We start from the raw sequence: 14,709 nt of genomic DNA, 5'->3' as shown, positions 1-14,709 counted from the left end.
ATGGAAGAGGTTTTCACATCGCAATCGAGCGCAGTCGCGCGCATCATGAGCGCGCGCCAGGCGCTGCTGCAAAATCCCGACGACGCAATCATGAGCAGCGGCGAGAAGGCCGCCCGGCTCGAGCGGCTGGAGCGCCTGCTGTTCGACGTGCGCGCAGGCCGTACGAGCGAATTCACGATGCCGACGGCGAACGGGGAAGTGCGGATATGGGTGTCGCCGGATTAATGGCCTGAGATCCGACCTTATTCGAGCGCATCAACAAAAACGCCCCGCAAGCGGGGCGTTTTCCGTCCATCTGCGGGCTGACGAAGCGACCGAAAGCGCCTCGCTTCACGACACAGCTTAGAACTTGTGGCGCATACCGACGCGGAACGCCAGCTGGTTTTGCGAACCGTTGCCCGACGTGCTGAAGTACGACGTCGACGAACCGATCTGAGCCTGGATCGGCTGGCCCGAAGCCGTCTTGCCCGACGCGTCCTGATAGATCACCAGACCGTAGACATCGGTACGCTTCGACAGCGCGTAGTCGACGCTTGCGTCCACCTGGTTGAAGTGGCCCGTCGTCGCGCCCGTCAGACGCGAGTACGTGTAGCCGAGGCCCGTCGTCAGAGCCGGCGTGAACGCGTACTTGGCGCCGCCTTCGAAGTTGTTGAACGTCGTCGATGCACCCGTGATCGGCTCGAGGTGCGTGTTCGTCCACAGCGCGTAGAGCGTTGCCGGTCCGATGATGTAACGGCCGCCCAGGCCGAACGCGCGCAGGTCGCGTACGGTCGTGGTCGTGGCGCTCGTCGTCACGTTGGCGATCGACGTCGAGAATGCCGGCGTTGCGAGGGCCGGGAAGCGGATGTCCGTGTACGCTGCGCCCAGGCCGATCGGGCCGTTCGCGTAGTTCACGCCGAAGCTGTAAGCGCGCGACGAGCCCGTCGTCGTGCCCACGGTCGGTGCGCCGCCGAATGCGCCTGCCTGGTTCGAGAAGCCGTACATCGCGCCGAACGTCAGGCCCGAGAAGTTCGCGCTGCTGAACTTGACCGAGTTGTTGATACGGCTCGACGTGAGCTGGTCGACGTCGTTGATGTGGTAAGCGTAGTTACCGGCGACCGTCAGGCCACCCGTCGAATAGTTGCTGCCCAGGTAGTCGGTCGTGAATGCGTATTGACGGCCGAACGTCAGCGAGCCGATGCCGTCCTTCGACAGACCCACGAACGCCTGACGGCCGAACAGCGCGCCGCCTTGACCCGACGTGCCGTTGCCGCTGTTGAAGCCGCTTTCGAGCACGAACAGAGCCTTCAGGCCGCCGCCCAGGTCTTCTGTGCCGCGCATGCCCCAACGGCTGCCTTGCGCCACGCCGTCGTCATACTTGAACAGCTTGGAGCTGCCGTTGGTCGCGTTCTTCGAATGGTTCACGTAGCTGATACCAGCATCGATGATGCCGTACAGCGTGACGCTGCTTTGTGCGTGTGCGGTACCTGCAAATGCCGAGGCGAGTAGAGCGGTGGTCAGTACTTTCTTGTTCAAAGCTTTCTCCGGATTGAAAAATGGCGATCGCGAGCCTGGCTCTCTGGCTGGTCGCGCGACGGGCGCAAATGTAACGGGGAGAAAGGAAAGGAATATGACAGGAATTATTTTTAGTGAATATGTAGTACAAATGCGACACCGTTTGATTCGCGCGCAAAAGGCTTGCACGCAAATGTGTGCATATGCTTCATATCCTGGCGCGGTTCCTGTTTAGCCGGAGCGAAGAAACAACCGCCGATGTTTGTTCCCGCAACCAAAAAAAATCGCCCGCATAGGGCGGGCGATTTCATATTTCATTCAGAGCCGCCGCGCGTAAGACGCGCCGAAAGCGACATCAGGCCGACAGCAATTGCCCCGTGCGGAACGCCTTCGCGCCCGCGATCCGCACGATCTCCATACCTGCCTGCGCGAAGCGCGACAGATGGCGCGCATACAACACGCCCGATACCGTGGCGTTCAGCGTAATCACGCGATCCGTCAACGGATCGACGATATCGGCGATCGGCTGGCCGGCATCGATCCACTTGCCCACTTCCGCGCGATAGACCACGACGCCGCTCACCGGCGTCACGATAGGCTCGGTGCCCGCGAGCGGCGTCGCGGCGAATTCGAGCGGCGGCATCGGCGCGGCTTCGCCCGCGATCACGCCGCGATGCGTCAGGTATTCGATGATGCCTTGCGCGTCGTGCTCCGCGAACTCGTACGACACGTCGCGCTGGCTGCGCAGTTCGACCGTCACCGAGATCGAACCGTTCGGAATCGGGAAGCGGTCGCCGACGCGCGTGCGCAGTTCCGACCAGCAGAAGCTGTGAATCTCGTCGAACGGATTGCCGACGGAATCCACTGCGAGCAGCGACGCCTTCGAATCCAGATAACGCGCGAGCGGCTCGACGTCCGGCCACAGGTCCGGGTTCGTGTACAGATGCAGCGCCGCTTCCCAGTCGCAATGCAGATCGAGCACGACGTCCGCGTCGTACGACAGCAGTTGCAGCGCGAGACGCTGCGATTCGATTTCGGTGCGCGGCTTCTGCGCGTCCAGTGCTTCGCGCATCGCCTGACGGATGACGGTGCGGTTCTGGTCGGCGTTCGTCGTCAGGCGCCCTTCGATGACCGGCTCGATCAGGTCGAACAGGTTATAGAAATTGCGGTTGAAGTTCTGCGCGGTGTTGGTTTCGAAGCGGCCGGCGAGCAGGCCGAGCACATGCTGGTTCAGGCCGATCGGGTTCGCCACGGGCACGATCACCACTTCGCCGCGCAGCTTGCCCGCTGCCTCGAGCGCTTCGAGCTTGCGGCGCAGCGCCCACGACACCAGCATGCCGGGCAGCTCGTCAGCGTGCAGCGATGACTGGATATAGACCTTCTGTCCGCCGCTCGGACCGTAGTGGAAGCTCGTCAGGCTGCGAGCGGTGCCGAGGGTCGGGGAAATCAGCGGATGATTGAGGGTTTGCATGATTGATGTGACGCGGCAGGCAAAGCGCGCGCGCCCTGTAGTTGCAGAGGTGACTTCGGGTTGACTGCTGAAAACGGTGGCGCGTACAACGGATCGGACGGCCGCCCTGAATCGTTCGATCTTAGCCCATTTGCGCAGCGCGGGCGACGCTGCGCCGCCGCGCATGCGCCGGGCCTCGGCGCAATGGCCGGTATGGCGCCAAAACAAAACGGGCTCCGTGAGGAGCCCGTTTGCCGGTCCAGCCAGGCGGCGTAGCACGCGGGCGAACCGCGCGATACGCTGCCGTGAGGATTAGCCGCCGTACACGTCGAAGTCGAAATACTTCTTCTCGATCTTCTTGTAGGTGCCGTCCTTGATGATGTCGGCGATTGCCTTGTCGACCTTCGCCTTCAGGTCTGCGTCTTCCTTGCGCATGCCGATGCCAGCGCCTTCGCCGAGGATCTTCTTGTCTTCCAGATCCTTGCCGACGAACTGGAAGCCAGCGCCGCGCGGCGTCTTCAGGAAGCCGATGTCAGCTTGCACTGCGTCTTGCAGCGCTGCGTCCAGACGGCCCGAGATCAGGTCGGCATAGACCTGGTCCTGGTTCTGGTAAGGCACGACCTTCGCGCCCTTCGGTTCCCAGTAGGTCTTCGCGTACGTTTCCTGGATCGTGCCTTGCTCGACGCCGACCGACTTGCCCGACAGCGATTCAGCCGTCGGCAGGATGTTCGAACCCTTCTTCGCGACGAGGCGCGTCGGCGTGTTGAACAGCTTCGACGAGAAAGCGATCTGTTCAGCGCGTTGCGGCGTCATCGACATCGACGACAGCACGCCGTCGAACTTCTTGGCCTTCAAAGCCGGGATCATGCCGTCGAAATCGTTTTCAACCCACACGCACTTTGCCTTCAGGCGCGTGCAGATTTCATTACCAAGGTCGATGTCAAAGCCGACCAGCTTGCCGTCGGAACCCTTCGATTCGAACGGCGGGTAGCTGGCGTCGACGCCGAAGCGGATGGTGTTCCAGTCTTTGGCGTGTGCGCCGATCGATACGGTGGCGAGCAGGGCAACCGTCAAAGCCGCAAGCAGTTTCTTCACTGATGTACTCCCGGGAGTGGTTCAAAGTGTCCCGCATGCGGTTGTGCCGCTGCGCGACGTTGCCCGGCCGTTGTGCCGGGCTTGTCTCTATGTGGTTGCCGGCTGGCCCAGCCAGCAACGCGCGCCAAGCTTAACAAATCAAAATATTTGCGGTGCTAGTGAAACACCGGATGGCACAGGAGTATTGCCTCTAACGGTCGTTTTTATGATAAGAGGCAAGCGTGATGCATTGAAAGCGAATCGAAGGTGAAACGGAAGCTGATAGAAGCATTCGCCGCATGCGGCAGTGCGGCAAACGCTTTCAGTTCAATGGTTTATGTATGAGACGTGTTCAGACGATCCGCTCGCCCGCGCGATACGTTGCGCGCGGCACGGGCAAGGCGTCGAGCATCGTGACGCGCACGAAATCCGCGCGCAGGCCGGTTTCGATCGCGCCACGATCATGCAGGCCCGCCGTGCGGGCCGGTTCCGCCGATACCGTCGCCATCGCGCGCGGCAATGTCCAGCCGGCCTTTTCGACCAGTTCGAACGCCGCCGTCAGCAAACTGGACGGCACGTAGTCGGACGACAGGATATCGAGCAGATCCGCCTTTGCCAGCTCCAGCGCCGACACATTGCCCGAATGCGAGCCGCCCCGCACGATGTTCGGTGCGCCCATGATGGTCGCGATGCCGTGACGGTGCGCGGCCTCGGCGGCGATGCGCGTGGTCGGGAATTCGGCCAGCACGATGCCTTCTTCGGCGGCCTGCTGCACGTGTTCGACGAGCGTGTCGTCGTGGCTCGCGACGGGCACGCCCAGCACCTTGCAGCGCTCGACGATCTGGCGGCGGTGTTCATCCGCGAAACGCTGCTGTTCGTCTTCGAGTTCGACGAGCGTCGCGGCCATATGCTCGTCCGTCATCTTGCCGTGGCGCTCCTGGAAGCGGCGCCATTGCTCGCGGTCGTGCCACTGGCGCTGGCCCGGCGTATGGTCCATCACCGACGCGAGACGCAGCAGCGGATGGTCCTTGAGCGTATCGAACAGCTCGACCACATCGGCGGTGGCGATTTCGCAGCGCAGGTGCAGGAAGTGCTCGGCGCGCAGCAGCTTGCGATCGGAGAAGCGTTGCAGCGCTTGCGCGCAGCGCAATTGCGTGTCGGCGCGACGCAGGCCGACGCTCGAACGCGAACCGATTGCGAGCGCGTCGAATACCGTCGTGATGCCGGCTGCGGCAACCTGTGCGTCATGAATCACGAACGCGGCGTCCGTATTCCATTCGACGCCCGGACGCGGCAGCAGATGCTTCTCCAGATTGTCCGTATGCAGTTCGATGAGACCCGGCAACAGATAATCGCCTTCCCAGTCCTGCGCATCGGCAGCCGACGTCGTGCCGCGCGCGATGTCGCGAATCACGCCGTCCTCGACGCGCACGACGCCGTTGAAAACTTCGTCCCGCGTAACGACGCGGGCGTTCTTGATCAGCATGTAAATGCTCCGTATCGGATCGATATCAGTGTAATGCCGTTGCGTGACGCAGCGGTGGCGTCAATTCGAGCCTGCGTGTAGCGACTTTCGCGCGCGTGTCTTCGTCGTGGAAGATGCCGACGATGGCGGCGCCGCGCTCGCGCGCTTCGACGATCAGGCTCGCGACGATGTCGCGGTTCTCCGCATCGAGCGAGGCAGTCGGCTCGTCGAGCAGCAACACGGGGTGCCCCGCGATCAGACCGCGCGCGATATTCACGCGCTGTTGCTCGCCGCCCGAAAACGTCGCGGGCGCGAGCGGCCACAAGCGCTCGGGCACGTTGAGCCTTGCGAGCAATGCAGCGGCGCGCGCACGCGCTTCTTTTTCGTCGACGCCGCGCGAAATCAGAGGCTCGGCAACGAGATCGAGCGTGCTGACACGCGGAATCACGCGCAGAAACTGGCTCACATAACCAACTACGCCACGCCGCAAATGCAGCACGTCGCGGGGTTCGGCGCCTGTGATCGGCAGATACTTCGCTTTCTGCGCGTCGTCGCGAATCGCGATCGTGCCCGTGCTCGCCAGATAGTTGCCGTACAGGCAGCGCAAGAACGTGCTCTTGCCCGCGCCCGAAGGCCCGACCAGCACGATGCATTCGCCGCGCTCGACGTCGAGCGACACGCCCGCGAGCGCGTCGATCTGCACGCCGCCCTGGCCATGCAGCGTGAATGTCTTGCCGATACCGACCGCGCGCAACATGAGCGCGTCGTTGTCGATGAACGATGTTTCGATGGACGTTGTCATCACGTGCTGAACCTCAAACGGGCAAAACGGAGGAAACGAGTGTCTGCGTGTACGGATGCTGCGGATCGTCGAGCACCTGATCGGTGAGACCCGCTTCGACCACTTCGCCGCCTTGCATCACCATCAGACGATGCGCGAGCAGACGCGCAACGCCGATATCGTGCGTGACGATCAGCACCGACAGATGCAGCGTCGACGTCAGCGTACGCAGCAAGTCGAGCAAACGTGCCTGCACGGATACATCGAGACCCGCAGTGGGTTCGTCCATGAACACGAGGCGCGGACCTGTGACGAGATTGCGCGCAATCTGCAAACGCTGCTGCATGCCGCCCGAAAACGCCGACGGCAATTCGTCGATACGCGATGCATCGAGTTCGACACGCGTCATCCATTGCGTGGCCGTGTCGCGGATCTTGCCGTAGTGACGCGCGCCGACGGCCATCAATGGCTCGCCGATGTTCGCGCCCGCCGATACACCGTTGCGCAATCCATCGCGCGGATTCTGCTGCACGAAACCCCATTCGGTGCGCATCAAAAGACGTTTGCGCGGCTCGGTCAGTTCGAGCAGATCGAGCGTGTCGCCGTGCGCGCTTGCGTAATGCAGCGTGCCCGAATCAGCGGGCGTGCGCAGCGCGAGCGTATTGAGCAGCGTCGATTTCCCCGAACCCGATTCGCCTACGATGCACAGCACTTCGCCCGGATACAGATCGAAGCTGACGTTGCGGCAACCATTGCGGCCGCCATACTGTTTGGTGAGCGCGCGTGCGCTCAGAAGCGGCGTCATGCGCTTTCTCCTGCGTTGTTGTCAGTGCCTTGCTGCTCGCGCCGGTCGTGGCAATAGTCGCTATCCGAGCAGACGAACATGCGCTTGCCCGCATCGTCGACGATCATTTCGTCGAGGAAACTTTCCGTCGATCCACACAGCGCGCACGCATGATCCCAACGCTGCACCTCGAACGGATGATCATCGAAATCGAGGCTTTTTACCGGCGTATAAGGCGGAATCGCGTGAATGCGCTGCTCGCGTCCTGCGCCGAACAGTTGCAGCGCCGGGTTCATATGCATCTTCGGGTTGTCGTACTTTGGAATCGGCGACGGCGACGCGAGATAACGGTTATTCACGATGACGGGATAGTCGTACGTCGTCGCGATGCTGCCGTGATGCACGATGTCTTCATACAGCTTCACGCTGATGAGGCCATAGTCCGCGAGTGCGTGCAGCTTCTTGCACTCGGCGTTACGCGGCTCCAGACGGTAGAGCGGTTCGGGCATCGGCACCTGATACACGAGAATCTGCTTCTCCGTGAGCGGTGTCTCGGGAATGCGGTGGCGTGTCTGCACGATGGTCGCTTCCGTCGTCTTGCGCGTGGTGTTGACGCCAGCCGTGCGAGCAAAGAAGCGGCGAATGTTGACAGCGTTAGTCGTTTCGTCGGAACCCTGGTCGATGACTTTCAGCGTGTCGTCTTGTCCGATGATCGACGCCGTCACCTGAATGCCGCCCGTGCCCCATCCATACGGCAGCGGCATTTCGCGCGACGCGAACGGCACCTGATAACCCGGAACGGCCACCGCTTTGAGTAACGCGCGGCGAATCATGCGCTTGGTCTGTTCGTCGAGATACGCGAAGTTGTAGCCTTCGGCAGCGCTGTCGTGCGCGGCGGTTTGCATCGTCGTGTCGGGCGCGTTCATGCTGCCTGCTCCTCGTTGTCGTTTCCTTCACCCGCGTTGTCATCGCGTGCGGCATGTTTTGCGCGCAGGCGGCGCACGAGTTCGAGCTCAGCCTGGAAGTCCACGTAGTGCGGCAATTTCAGATGCTGCACGAAGCCCGATGCTTCGACGTTATCGCTATGCGACAGCATGAATTCGACATCCTGCGTCGGCGAGCCGATGGTTTCGCCGAGTTCTTCCGCACGCAGCGCGCGATCGACGAGCGCCATCGCCATTGCCTTGCGTTCCGAGTGGCCGAAGGCGAGACCGTAGCCTTGCGTGAAGGTCGGCGGCACGTCGGTGCTGCCTGCGAACTGGTTGATCATCTGGCATTCCGTCACGTCGATTTCGCCGATCTCGACCGCTTCGCCCAACTCATCCAGTTCCATTTCGACCGCAACCGTGCCGAAGCGGATCTCGCCCGCGAACGGATGCGAGTGGGCATAGCCGCGTTGCGTTGCATAGCCCATCGCGAGCAGGAAACCTTCGTCGCCGCGCGCGAGATTCTGTAGACGCGTGGCGCGATTCGCGGGAAACGACAGCGGTTCGCGTGTCAGATCGCCTGGCTCGGATGCGCCTTCGGTTACGCGTTCCTGTTCTATCAGACCTTCCTTGTCGAGCAGCGAAACGACGCGCGGCGTTGCTTCCTGTGCGGCGGTTTCGGCTCGTTTCGCATGCACGGTACCGGCTTCATCGCCTTCGGCCAGCAACGTGAAATCGAGCAGACGTTGTGTGTAGTCGTAGGTTGCGCCGAGCATCTGGCCGCCGGGCACGTCCTTGAACGTCGCGGAGATGCGTCGCTCCATCTGCATCGCTTCTGTGTTCACCGGCTCCGTATAGCCGAAGCGCGGCAGCGTCGTGCGATACGCGCGCAGCAGAAAGATCGCTTCGACGAGATCGCCGGCGGCCTGCTTGATCGCGAGCGCCGCGAGTTCTTCGTCGTAGACGGAGCCTTCTGTCATGACGCGCGCAACGGCGAGCCGCAATTGCGTGCGAATCTGCGCGACGCTCAATTCGGCGAGTTGCGTGTCGCCGCGGCGCGCCTTGTCGAGCAGGCGCCACGATGCTTCGATCGCGCGCTCTCCACCTTTGACGGCAACGTACATTAGTTCAGCTCCACGTGAGTTGTGCGCGGCAGGCCGATCAGCGTGTCGCCGCAGACGAGATAACAGTCGATGCCGCACGGAAACAGCGGCGCGAGTTCCGCGCGCTCGCGCCAGAAGCGCGCGGGCAGGCCGGCGGGCGCGATGGTGTGCGAATGCTCGATGCCGGGGCCGCGCAACACGACGGGCGAGCCTTGCGTCAACGACTCGACGCGCACGATCAACGTCACCGATTGCTCCGGCGTTTCCGGCTCGCCAGGCGCGAAGCTCGAAAGCGGCGGCAACGTGGTCGCGTCATGCACATACGCAAACGCGGCATCCTGCGGTTCGTCGACGAGCGGCGCACCCGTATGAAAGCGCAACGCCGAGCCGAGCACGGCGTCCGGTTGCGCGAGCCACACGGGCGTCGAGTAATCGCACAGCGCCAGCAGCGCAGCGAACGCGGCGAGATCGGCGCGCGCATGCGGCAGGCTGTTGCGTGCGTCGCTGCGCGAAGCGGGCAGCACATTGTCGATCGTGCCGATGCGGCCCGGACGCGACAACGCGTCGAGCAGCGTGCGAAACACGGCCTGCGTGTCGTGCACCGGGTCGCTGAAGCCGGGCGTCAGCGTCGACAGCGCGATCTGCGGGGATTGAGCGGAAGTGTTCATCAGTCGCCTCGAACCATCGTGAAGAATTCGACGCGCGTCGATGCGGCGTCGTGTTGGCGTTGCGCGCGTTTCGCTTCGAGTTGCGCAGCGAGCGGCGCGATCAGTTGCGCCTGCAACCGTTCTTGATGCTGCGGTGTTTGCAGCAACGCATCTGCAATCGCAGCGAGTTCCGCGCGGCGGCGGTCGCGGCCCAGATGGCACGCGACGCCAACTGTCGTGCTGTCTGCCGACATGTCGCGCAGACGCAGCGTGGCACGCGTCACGGTTGCTTCGCCCAGATTGAACGCGTCGCCCGTGCCGCCGATGCGCCCGCGCACCATCGTCAGGCCGGTTTCCGGCGGACGCAGCCAGTCGAAGGCGGGAAGCGGCAAGCCTTCCATTGCGCGGTTCAACGCGGCTTCGAGGTCGGTGCGCGTGGAGCGGGCCATCACGGCCATCCAGGCGCGGCGAGTGGAATTCGTGGAGGCGGGGGAATCGGCTGAAGGAGGAGAAGCGGCGGCGCTCATCGGAGTTCCTGGAGGTGTCCTGGAGAGGAGATGTTCGGTAGCGAGTCCAGACATTTGAGCATCTATTCATCTAAACGTCTAGACGTTTAGAGCTAAAGTGTCGCTTGCTCGTGACAGAAGGCGCGGTTTCATATTTCCGCCACGGCGTGCGGTCTACAATGCACAGAACGATTATTTGAACCGAAGGGAATGACAGCACCATGACATCGAACGACGACGCAGCGCCGGGCGCGATGCTCGAGCGGGGAGCGGGCGTTGCCGTGTGGCGGCAGATCGAGCAGATCCTCGCAAAAGAGATCGCAGCAAGCGGCTTCGGCGAAGATGGACGCTTGCCGAGCGAGGGCGAACTGGCCAAGCGCTTCGACGTGAACCGGCATACGATCCGTCGTGCGATGCTTGGGCTCGCGGCGCAAGGGCTCGTCAGCGTCGAGCAGGGGCGCGGCACCTTCGTGCAGCCAGGTGCGATCGATTACACGATCGGCAAGCGCACGCGTTTCACCGAAAACTTGCGTCAGCAACATCATTCGCCTGCTGGCTCGATGCTTTCGGCGGCGCGCGTGAAGGCGGATCCGACGGTCGCAAAGGCGCTGGGTCTGCGCGCGGGCGCATTCGTGTATCGCATCGAGTCGCTGCATGAGGCGGACGGCGTGCCGCTTACGTATGCACGCAACTTCTATCCGGCTGCGCGTTTCGCCGATCTTCCAGACGTGCTTGAACGCGTGGGCGGCATCACGAAGGCGATGACCGAGTATGGCGTGACGGACTATCTGCGCAAGTGGAGCCGTATCGGCAGCGTGCTTCCCGAGCCCGAAGTCGCGCGGCGTCTTGGCATCAACCGGCAGCAGCCGGTGCTGTGGGTCGAGAATGTCGACGTCGATACGGAAGGCACGCCGATCAAATACGGCTTCACGCATTTCGCCGCCGACCGCGTGCAACTGATGGTCGAGCACGACGTATGAGCGCGCTTAACCAGAACCCATGGTCCGCACAGGCGCGCTTCGCGATCTACTACGCACCGGCACGCGCGTCGGGCTGGTGGGACGCGGGCTCGACGTGGCTCGCGCGCGATGCTGAAAGTGGCGCGTTACCCGAACAGCATGATGCGCCAGCGTTGTCGCAACCGCTCGCGCAACTGACGACATCGCCGCGCCGTTACGGCTGGCATGGCACGCTGGTCGCGCCGTTCCATCTCGCAGAGCATCTGACGGTGGCCGATCTGCTGGAAGCATCGGAGCGCTGGGCGCACGCGCAGATGCCGTTTGCATTGCCCGTGGAAGCGGCGACGCTGGGCGACTTCGTTGCATTGCGCCCCGCGACGCCTTCAGGCGAAGCCCAGTTACGCGCGCTTGCTGCCGATGCATTGCGCACTTTCACGCCGCTGCGCGTCGCGCCGTCCGCGACGGATATTGCGAAGCGCATGGAAGCGCCGCTCACGGAACGTCAGCGCGAATTGCTCGTCGAATGGGGATATCCGTATGTGCTCGACGAATTCCGCTTTCACATGACGCTGTCCAATTCGCTCTCCAATGCCGCCGATCGCGCCGCGATTGTCGACTGGTGGCATCGCGAGGCGCAGCGTCTCGGGCCGTTGACGATCGACGGCGCGGCGATCTTCGTCGAGCCTGCACCGGGCGAGCCGTTCATGCTGTGGCAACGGCTCGCGTTCACGGCTGAAAAAGGACACAACGCATGACAGGGCGCTTGATTTATGTGGTCGGGCCGTCGGGTGCGGGCAAGGACTCGCTGCTGCATTTTGCGCGCGAGCATGTGGCGGGCACGTCGGTCGTGTTCGCGCATCGCTACATCACGCGCGAAACGGGGCATAACGAAAACCACATCGCGTTGACCCGCGAAGAGTTCGAAGCGCGTTCGGCGCAAGGTCTGTTCGCGCTCGAATGGACGAGTCACGAATTGCATTACGGCATCGGCGTCGAGATCGACGCATGGCTTGCGCGCGGTTGCACGGTCGTCGTCAACGGCTCGCGCGCGTATCTGTCGCGTGCATTGAAGCGCTATCAGCATCTCGAAGTCGTGCATATTCACGCCGCGCCCGATATTCTCGCGGCGCGTCTGTCGGCGCGTGGGCGCGAGACGGCAGAGCAGGTCGCGGCGCGTCTTGCTCGGCAGGCGCCGTTCGCTTTGCCCGACGGCGCGCATCTCACGCATATCGACAACTCCGGCTCGCTCGAAGAAGCCGGGCTGGCGTTCGTCGATGTTCTGAAAGGTCTGGCGCGTGCACAAGACGACGCGCAAGAAGCGGCGTCGAGTGAAAGCGTGAAGTAAGCTCGGCGCCGCGTCTGTCTTGCGTCTGTCTTATTACGGGAAAGACCGCGCGTTGCTATAGTCTGCGGTCTAACGCTGCGCGCGAGATGCAGCGAGCAAACCCCGGAGTTCATACTGATGACCGACGCCGCCCGCTTGACCGAAATCCCCGACCTCGAACCCGCCGCTGCCTCGCTGCGCGACATTCGTCACCACATCCATCACCATCCCGAACTGGCTTACGAAGAACTTGCGACGGCGGCGCTCGTCGCCGACAAGCTGGAAACGTGGGGCTGGCAGGTGACGCGGGAAGTCGGCAAGACGGGCGTGGTCGGCACATTGAAGGTGGGCGACGGCACGCGCAGCATCGGTCTGCGCGCGGACATGGACGCGCTGCCGATCGTCGAACAGACGGGGTTGCCGTACGCGAGCGGCACGCACGGCAAGATGCACGCATGCGGCCACGACGGCCACACCACGATGCTGCTCGGCGCCGCACAGCATCTGGCAAAAACGCGCCGCTTTTCGGGCACGGTTCATCTGTATTTCCAGCCGGCCGAGGAAAGCGGCATCGACAGCGGCGCGAAGAAAATGATCGAAGACGGTCTTTTCCAGCGCTTTCCGTGTGACGCCGTGTTCGGCGTGCACAACCATCCGGGCGCCGAGCCGGGCAAGTTCCTGTTCCGCAAGGGCGCGTTCATGGCGGCGGGCGACAAGGCGACGATTACGATCGAAGGCGTTGGCGGCCACGCGGCGCGTCCGCAACTGACCGTCGATCCTATCGTGATCGCGTCGAGCATCGTGATGGCGCTGCAGACCATCGTCGCGCGCAACGTGAACCCTGCGCAGCCCGCCGTGGTGACCGTCGGCACGATGCATTCGGGCGTGGCGAACAACGTGATTCCGTCGAGCGCCAAGCTCGAACTGAGTGTGCGCTCGTTCAGCCCGGACGTGCGCGCGTTGCTGAAACAGCGCATCACCGAACTCGCCGAAAGCCAGGCGGCGAGTTACGGCGGCAAGGCGCACGTCGATTATGTGGAAGGCTACCCCGTGGTCGTGAACACGGATGCCGAGACGGAATTCGCCATCGAAGTGGCGCGCGAACTGGTCGGCGCGGAGAACGTCGAGCCGAACGCGGACATCCTGATGGGCAGCGAAGACTTCGCGTTCATGCTCGAACAACGGCCGGGCTCGTTCCTGCGGCTGGGCAACGGCGTGGGCGAAGACGGCTGCATGGTGCACAACCCGCACTACGACTTCAACGACCGCAATCTGCCGATCGGCGCTGCGTACTGGGCGCGTCTGGTGGAACGCTATCTGGGCCGTTGATCGACGCGTGACATGCGTTAGCCGCGCAGCGCGACCATATCCGATACCGATTGCGCGGCTTTCTGCAGTGGCTCGAGAAACGCCTTCACCATCTGCTTCGCGGAATTGCGCTGTGCATTGCCGCTGATGTTCATTGCGGCAATGATTTGCCCGCGCCGGTTGCGAATCGGCGCGGACAGCGAAATCAGCCCGCCTTCCAGCTCCTGATCGACGACGGCCCAGCCCTGGCTGCGCACTTGCGCGATCACTTTCTTCAGCTCGGCCTTGTCGGTGATCGTGCGCGGCGTGTGCGCGACGATGGGGGACGCATCGAGCGTCGCGTCGAGCGTCGCTTCGTCGAGCGTCGACAGCAGCACGCGGCCCATCGACGTGCAATACGCCGGCAAGCGGCTGCCGATCGACAGGTTGATCGTCATGATCTTGTGGGTCGGCATGCGCAGCACGTAGACGATTTCCGTGCGGTCCAGCACGGCCGCCGAGCAGCTTTCGTGCACTTCCGCCGACAGTTCTTCCATGAACGGCTCGGCGAGATTCCAGAACGGCATCGACGTCAGATAGGCGAAACCGAGATCGAGAATCTTCGGCGTGAGGCGAAACAGGCGGCCTTCGGCTTCGACGTAGCCGAGCGTCTGCAAGGTCAGCAAGATGCGGCGCGCGCCCGCCCGTGTGAGGCCGGTGGCCGATGCGACGTCCGTCAGCGTCTGTTCGGGCCGCTCGGCGTTGAACGCGCGAATCACCGCGAGGCCGCGCGCGAACGACTGCACGTACGAATCGCCGGGTTTGTCCGGGGCGTCCTGGGCGTCCGTCTGGCTGGCGGGAACGGCTTGTGACGCGGCGGGTACTTTGCTCATGGGCCTCTGTCTGATT

The 14,709-nt window shown here is 63.1% G+C and carries 16 protein-coding genes; 5 read left to right on the top strand and 11 right to left on the bottom strand.

Going from position 1 to position 14,709, the window contains the following annotated elements; all coding sequences use genetic code 11:
* On the top strand, window positions 1–225 hold the full coding sequence (locus G3O01_RS33265) for a hypothetical protein (protein WP_205811232.1): 225 nt from the start codon (window positions 1–3) through the stop codon (window positions 223–225).
* A gap of 117 nt (window positions 226–342) precedes the next feature.
* Here G3O01_RS33265 and G3O01_RS33260 read toward each other — a convergent pair whose 3' ends face one another.
* From G3O01_RS33260 to phnG, 10 genes are all read right to left on the bottom strand, one after another.
* Window positions 343–1,515 (bottom strand): porin, encoded by a 1,173-nt coding sequence (locus G3O01_RS33260; protein WP_205811231.1) that lies wholly within the window; start codon window positions 1,513–1,515, stop codon window positions 343–345.
* 334 nt (window positions 1,516–1,849) lie between these two features.
* Window positions 1,850–2,965, bottom strand: coding sequence for a succinylglutamate desuccinylase/aspartoacylase family protein (locus G3O01_RS33255; RefSeq protein WP_205811230.1), 1,116 nt, complete (start codon window positions 2,963–2,965; stop codon window positions 1,850–1,852).
* Window positions 2,966–3,256: 291 nt separating this feature from the next.
* Window positions 3,257–4,039: an ABC transporter substrate-binding protein gene (locus G3O01_RS33250; protein ID WP_205811229.1), complete on the bottom strand. Its 783-nt coding sequence runs from the start codon at window positions 4,037–4,039 to the stop codon at window positions 3,257–3,259.
* A gap of 331 nt (window positions 4,040–4,370) precedes the next feature.
* Window positions 4,371–5,504, bottom strand: a complete 1,134-nt coding sequence (locus G3O01_RS33245) for an alpha-D-ribose 1-methylphosphonate 5-triphosphate diphosphatase (protein WP_205811228.1) — start codon at window positions 5,502–5,504, stop codon at window positions 4,371–4,373.
* 25 nt (window positions 5,505–5,529) lie between these two features.
* Complete coding sequence (gene phnL, locus G3O01_RS33240; protein WP_205811227.1) at window positions 5,530–6,285, bottom strand: phosphonate C-P lyase system protein PhnL; 756 nt, start codon at window positions 6,283–6,285, stop codon at window positions 5,530–5,532.
* Between the two features lie 13 nt (window positions 6,286–6,298).
* Window positions 6,299–7,069: a phosphonate C-P lyase system protein PhnK gene (phnK, locus tag G3O01_RS33235; RefSeq protein WP_205811226.1), complete on the bottom strand. Its 771-nt coding sequence runs from the start codon at window positions 7,067–7,069 to the stop codon at window positions 6,299–6,301.
* A complete protein-coding gene (locus G3O01_RS33230) occupies window positions 7,066–7,974 on the bottom strand; it encodes an alpha-D-ribose 1-methylphosphonate 5-phosphate C-P-lyase PhnJ (protein ID WP_205811225.1) in 909 nt (302 codons plus the stop codon). Before G3O01_RS33230 ends, phnK begins: the two co-directional genes overlap by 4 nt.
* The gene (locus G3O01_RS33225; RefSeq protein ID WP_205811224.1) at window positions 7,971–9,098 is read right to left on the bottom strand and encodes a carbon-phosphorus lyase complex subunit PhnI; all 1,128 of its coding nucleotides are present in this window, start codon (window positions 9,096–9,098) and stop codon (window positions 7,971–7,973) included. The genes G3O01_RS33230 and G3O01_RS33225 overlap by 4 nt, the downstream gene beginning before the upstream one ends.
* Window positions 9,098–9,745 carry a phosphonate C-P lyase system protein PhnH gene (gene phnH, locus G3O01_RS33220; protein ID WP_205811223.1) on the bottom strand — a complete coding sequence of 216 codons (648 nt, stop codon included), beginning with the start codon at window positions 9,743–9,745 and terminating at the stop codon, window positions 9,098–9,100. Before phnH ends, G3O01_RS33225 begins: the two co-directional genes overlap by 1 nt.
* A complete protein-coding gene (gene phnG, locus G3O01_RS33215) occupies window positions 9,745–10,251 on the bottom strand; it encodes a phosphonate C-P lyase system protein PhnG (protein WP_205811222.1) in 507 nt (168 codons plus the stop codon). Before phnG ends, phnH begins: the two co-directional genes overlap by 1 nt.
* A gap of 200 nt (window positions 10,252–10,451) precedes the next feature.
* Here phnG and phnF point away from each other — a divergent pair, with 200 nt between their 5' ends.
* From phnF to G3O01_RS33195, 4 genes are all read left to right on the top strand, one after another.
* Window positions 10,452–11,210, top strand: a complete 759-nt coding sequence (gene phnF / locus G3O01_RS33210) for a phosphonate metabolism transcriptional regulator PhnF (RefSeq protein WP_205811221.1) — start codon at window positions 10,452–10,454, stop codon at window positions 11,208–11,210.
* The gene (locus tag G3O01_RS33205) at window positions 11,207–11,944 is read left to right on the top strand and encodes a DUF1045 domain-containing protein (RefSeq protein WP_205811220.1); all 738 of its coding nucleotides are present in this window, start codon (window positions 11,207–11,209) and stop codon (window positions 11,942–11,944) included. The genes phnF and G3O01_RS33205 overlap by 4 nt, the downstream gene beginning before the upstream one ends.
* Entirely contained in the window at window positions 11,941–12,534 is a 594-nt protein-coding gene (gene phnN / locus G3O01_RS33200; protein WP_205811219.1) for a phosphonate metabolism protein/1,5-bisphosphokinase (PRPP-forming) PhnN, read from the top strand. Before G3O01_RS33205 ends, phnN begins: the two co-directional genes overlap by 4 nt.
* 117 nt (window positions 12,535–12,651) lie before the next feature.
* The gene (locus G3O01_RS33195) at window positions 12,652–13,842 is read left to right on the top strand and encodes a M20 aminoacylase family protein (RefSeq protein ID WP_205811218.1); all 1,191 of its coding nucleotides are present in this window, start codon (window positions 12,652–12,654) and stop codon (window positions 13,840–13,842) included.
* 17 nt (window positions 13,843–13,859) lie between these two features.
* On the opposite strand, the gene G3O01_RS33190 is transcribed toward G3O01_RS33195, so the two are convergent.
* A complete protein-coding gene (locus G3O01_RS33190) occupies window positions 13,860–14,693 on the bottom strand; it encodes an IclR family transcriptional regulator (protein ID WP_205811217.1) in 834 nt (277 codons plus the stop codon).
* Between the last annotated feature and the right edge of the window lie 16 nt (window positions 14,694–14,709).

Source organism: Burkholderia sp. Ac-20365, from assembly GCF_017104715.1.
Classification (GTDB): Bacteria; Pseudomonadota; Gammaproteobacteria; order Burkholderiales; family Burkholderiaceae; genus Paraburkholderia.
This window is presented reverse-complemented; position numbering and strand designations above follow the sequence as displayed.